The organism is Glutamicibacter sp. AGC46 (assembly GCF_053543715.1).
Genome location: NZ_JBLVOJ010000015.1, coordinates 37,921 through 42,344 on the forward strand (window position 1 = coordinate 37,921; position 4,424 = coordinate 42,344).

Sequence of the window (4,424 nt, forward strand, 5' to 3'; positions counted from 1 at the left end):
CAAGACAAGTCTTGAAACCCGCGGCTTTTTCATTCGCTTCCGTCTGCAACTTCTGCTCAAGCCAAATACCTGCTGTTCCTTGGTGGCTGAATGTTGTTTCTGCGGATAAGCTCGGAGTAGACGCAATATGAAGTGAATTACATTCATTTATTGCGTGGAGTCCGCTAGCGTTAGATCCACACGGCTTACGCTGACCACTTTTGTGCATACGACAGGAGCATTGATGAGCGCCCCAACCTACAAGGTCTTGAACCCGGCAACCGGTGAAGTCGTCGAGGAATTCGCCGCGGCCACCGATGAGCAAGTCGAACAGGCGCTGGCTGCCGCGCAGAGCGCCTACGAATCATGGCAGGACGTTGACATCAACGAACGCGCCAAGATTGTTTCCAAGGTAGGCACGCTCTTCGCCGAGCGCGCAGCAGAACTCGGCAGGATCATGACCACCGAAATGGGCAAGCCATTGTCCGAGGCCGTGGGCGAAGCTGAATTCTGCCAGGAGATCTTCGAGTACTTCGCCACCGAGGGACCAGCCTTGGCAGCGGACCAGGAGATCAAGTCCTTCTCCGGCGGCAAGGCCGTCGTTCAGAAGCGCCCGGTTGGCCCGCTGCTGGGCATCATGCCGTGGAACTTCCCGCTGTACCAGGTAGCGCGCTTCGCGGCACCTAACCTGATGCTGGGCAACACCATCATCTTGAAGCATGCCGAGTCCTGCCCGCGTTCAGCACTGGCCATCCAGGAAATCATGGATGAGGCTGGCGTGCCGGCCGGCGTCTACAACAACCTCTTCGCCACCCACGACCAGATCTCCACCATCATCGCCGATTCCAGGATCCAGGGTGTTTCCTTGACCGGCTCGGAGCGCGCTGGCGCCATTATCGGCGAGCAGGCCGGCCGCAACCTGAAAAAGGCCGTACTGGAGCTGGGCGGGTCGGATCCATTTGTTGTCCTGGACTCCGATGACGTACCGGGCATCGTGGATACCGCTTGGGGCTACCGCATCGACAACACCGGCCAGGCCTGCAACTCGAACAAGCGCATGATCGTCATGGAAGACATCTATGACGAGTTCGTTTCCGAACTGACCAAGCGTGCCGAAGGCCTGCGGCCTGGCGACCCGATGGCGGAAGCCGAGGGCACCTTCGCTCCGTTGTCCTCCCGCAAGGCGGCAGAGTCCCTGCACGAGCAGGTCCAGGACGCCGTGGCCAAGGGCGCTACCCTGCACGCCGGCGGCGTGCTGCACGACGGCCCTTCGGCCTACTACTCCCCTGCGGTGCTCACCGGCATCACCAAGGAGATGCGTGCCTACTACGAGGAGCTCTTCGGCCCGGTAGCAGTGGTCTACAAGGTATCCAGCGACGAGGAAGCCACTGAGCTGGCCAACGACACCATTTACGGCTTGGGCGGTTCGGTGCACTCCACCGACGTCGAGCGTGCCTCCAGGGTGGCTCAGAAGCTGCAGTCCGGCATGACCAACGTGAATGCAGCCAGCGCAGAGGGTGCAGAAATGCCATTTGGCGGCGTGAAGCGTTCGGGCTTCGGCCGCGAGCTTGGCCCGCTGGGCATGGACGAATTCGTGAACAAGCGCCTGTTCTACGTAGGCGAATAATTCTTTAAACGATATGGGGTAGCTGAACCAAAAGTTCAGCTACCCCATATTTTTGTGTTTAGCTATCGTCCAGCTGCAACCAGTTCCTTTTCTTCGAAAAGTTCGTCTTCGATCGAGCGCCTTCGAAGAATCTTTCTGTTCACGAATCCAGCGATCGCCGCCCATTCCTTATTGGAAATGAAGAGCAAGTCCAAAGCGATCATGACCAACGAGAACTGCCAGAGACCTGCCAGTAGAAGCGCGATGCCCATGTGCATAGTGAATAGGACCGCCACAGCCCATGGACGCAGCTTGCGCCACAGAATGAAAATGATGAAACCGCCCTGGGCAATCAGAGTCATCCACGATGATATTTTGATGAACAAACTGGACTGCCAAATCAGCTCGTTGAGTCCTGGGTAGATCTGATAAGACTCCAAATTCAAGGCATAGTAGAAGCCCGTTCCATCAAGCCAGTTATCCCCGATGACTTTCAGATAGCTGGAGATAACGTAGACAATGACGATCTGCGCCATGCACAGCAGAAGCACGATATTGTGGACCGCGTTCCATGCTGGCTTGTTCTTGCGATTGACGGTCTTTCCCTTACGTCGCCGCAACCAAGAATCCACTGAGAAATGCTCGTTGAGGTTGGCGAAAACAAGGAAGAGCAAGGTAATTCGCGTTAGCGTATCCCCGCCGTTGGTGAGATATGGGTTGTTGGACTGCAACGCAACGAGGAACAGCAGGAACAACGGCGTGATGTACTTAGTCTTCCAGCCAGCGATGAAGATCAGCACGATGGCTATGAAAGCCATGTACCCAAGGCTGAAGAGCAATTCGTCGCTCTTGGTAAGAATCGTGTCAAAGGTCCAGTAGCCGCGCCGTTTGGCTTCCGGATCAACCCACCAGGAGGCTGGCCCCCAAAGTATGGAACGGTCTTCCATGCTTGGCAGCAAGACGGTGAGCATACCGATGCCGTAAATAATACGCAGCAACGAGAAGCTGATCAGAGAGTGTTTAGATTCGAGAAGCCAGTTGCCGAATTTATCAATAAGAGATGTCATTTCCTATCGGCCTTCCTGGCGGTCAATCATGTTCTCCAAATGCTCCACGGCATGTTCGTACGGGCTGGCATCAGCCGCACGCCATCCGAAGGTTCGCACGCTCGTTTCGAATTGCGCGTCGTCCATGAAGCGGTGGTTGAAGTCGTTATTTCGATCTCCGACGATGCGCCATTGCACATCACGTGCTTTCTTCCCGGTATAGGCTTCAGAGTAAACCGTGGCGTAGCGAACAAGCATGTAATCCATACGTACAAAGCTCACTACACGTGATGAGTTTTTTTCTTCACCCTGGATGGCTTTGACGACTTCACTGTCGGTCATGACATCGCGTTTCTTACCGTCAACAGAGACAAAGTTCTTCCGTGCAGTTTCCCGCTGATCGGACTTCAGCTTGTTGAATCGTGAGAGGTAAACACTGGTGGTGTTTTGAGAAAGTTTTTGAATCCGGGAGGGGGCCAAGCTGCCTTTATTCAGTAGTCGCTCTACTTCGGTAACGGGAATCCATTCCGATTCTGTGATTTTCCCGTCGTCGTCATATGCCCGGGAGCGAACCTCCAAGTAGGAGTCGCGCTTCTGAATATTGGGAGCAAAAACATTCCATTTCTGACTGAAGAACGGCGATAATTCGCGCTTCACTGGATTAGATGCTTCCACTGCCATGGATACTGCTACTGCGCTATAACCAAGGACCATTACCAACGCAACAATTACGGCTATCAGCCTTCGCGTGTGACCTTTTTTGGTCATCCTTACCTCTCGAATGTCAGGGCGTCATTCCGCTTGCCGTCATTGCCCAAATTTTCTATCGACATCGGTCTCTGCTGAACACTTTGCCGGGCATTCAGCCAGCTACTGAAATCTTCTGTATCGATTACTCGCCTATTTAAGAGAACTATATTCCAACAGAACAAGGTTCAGATGCGCAGCCACATCTAAGTCATGTGCCAAATAAAAAGTCTTGAGCTGGGCAGCTAATATTAGCTGCCCAGCTCAAGATTTATGGTGCTACTTTACGATAGCTTAGGCCTTCATACGACGGAGCACGGTTACGGCTCCACCTGCGAGGACCAGCAGCAAGGCGATTCCGCCGATTACCAGTGGAGCGTTTGCGCCGGTGTCGGCCAACTTGTCCTTCTTGGAATCGTTCTTAGAATCGTTCTTGCCCGAATCGTTGCTGTCGTTATCGCCAGCATCGGTAGCGTCAGCATCGGTAGCGTCAGCATCGGTAGCGTCAGCATCGGTAGCGTCAGCATCGGTAGCGTCAGCATCGGTAGCGTCAGCATCGGTAGCGTCAGCATCTACTGCAGCTTCAACTACCTGGAAGGTGGTGGTGTCGTTGGTGCGACCGTCATCGGCGAAGACCGAGTATTGGCCAACTTCAACTTCTTCGAAGATTACTTCCCAGTTGCCTTCATCATCTGCCGTAACCACGAGCTCTGGAGCTGCGATGGCGTTCTGGAAGAATGCGAACACCTTTGCAATAGCGGAATCAGCGACTTCGGTAGCCTTGACAGTTACCACAGCATTTGGATCCGAGGTGCCCTTCACGAGCACGTTAGGTCCTTCAACAGTCGAGCCTTCGAGTGGAGTAACGATGTCCACTGGCAGGTATTCACCGTCTTCGTCGCCGTCCACATCCGTGCCATCTGCATCGGTAGCGTCAGCATCAACGGCATCAGCATCGGTAGCGTCAGCATCAACTGCATCGGTAGCGTCAGCATCAACGGCATCAGCATCGGTAGCGTCAGCATCAACTGCATCGGTAGCGTCAG

General features: G+C 54.3%; 4 protein-coding genes. 1 reads left to right on the forward strand and 3 read right to left on the reverse strand.

From position 1 onward, the window contains the following. The first annotated feature begins 223 nt into the window (after positions 1 to 223). On the forward strand, positions 224 to 1,606 hold the full coding sequence (locus tag ACNPM8_RS10600; protein ID WP_332489117.1) for an NAD-dependent succinate-semialdehyde dehydrogenase: 1,383 nt from the start codon (positions 224 to 226) through the stop codon (positions 1,604 to 1,606). Between the two features lie 62 nt (positions 1,607 to 1,668). Here ACNPM8_RS10600 and ACNPM8_RS10605 read toward each other — a convergent pair whose 3' ends face one another. From ACNPM8_RS10605 to ACNPM8_RS10615, 3 genes are all read right to left on the reverse strand, one after another. Next, complete coding sequence (locus ACNPM8_RS10605; RefSeq protein ID WP_133834863.1) at positions 1,669 to 2,652, reverse strand: HTTM domain-containing protein; 984 nt, start codon at positions 2,650 to 2,652, stop codon at positions 1,669 to 1,671. Between the two features lie 3 nt (positions 2,653 to 2,655). Further along, a complete protein-coding gene (locus ACNPM8_RS10610; protein ID WP_208294297.1) occupies positions 2,656 to 3,399 on the reverse strand; it encodes a DUF5819 family protein in 744 nt (247 codons plus the stop codon). 273 nt (positions 3,400 to 3,672) lie between these two features. Further along, positions 3,673 to 4,424, reverse strand: a 752-nt coding sequence (locus ACNPM8_RS10615; RefSeq protein ID WP_448939817.1) for a hypothetical protein, incomplete at its 5' end; no start/stop codon positions are given.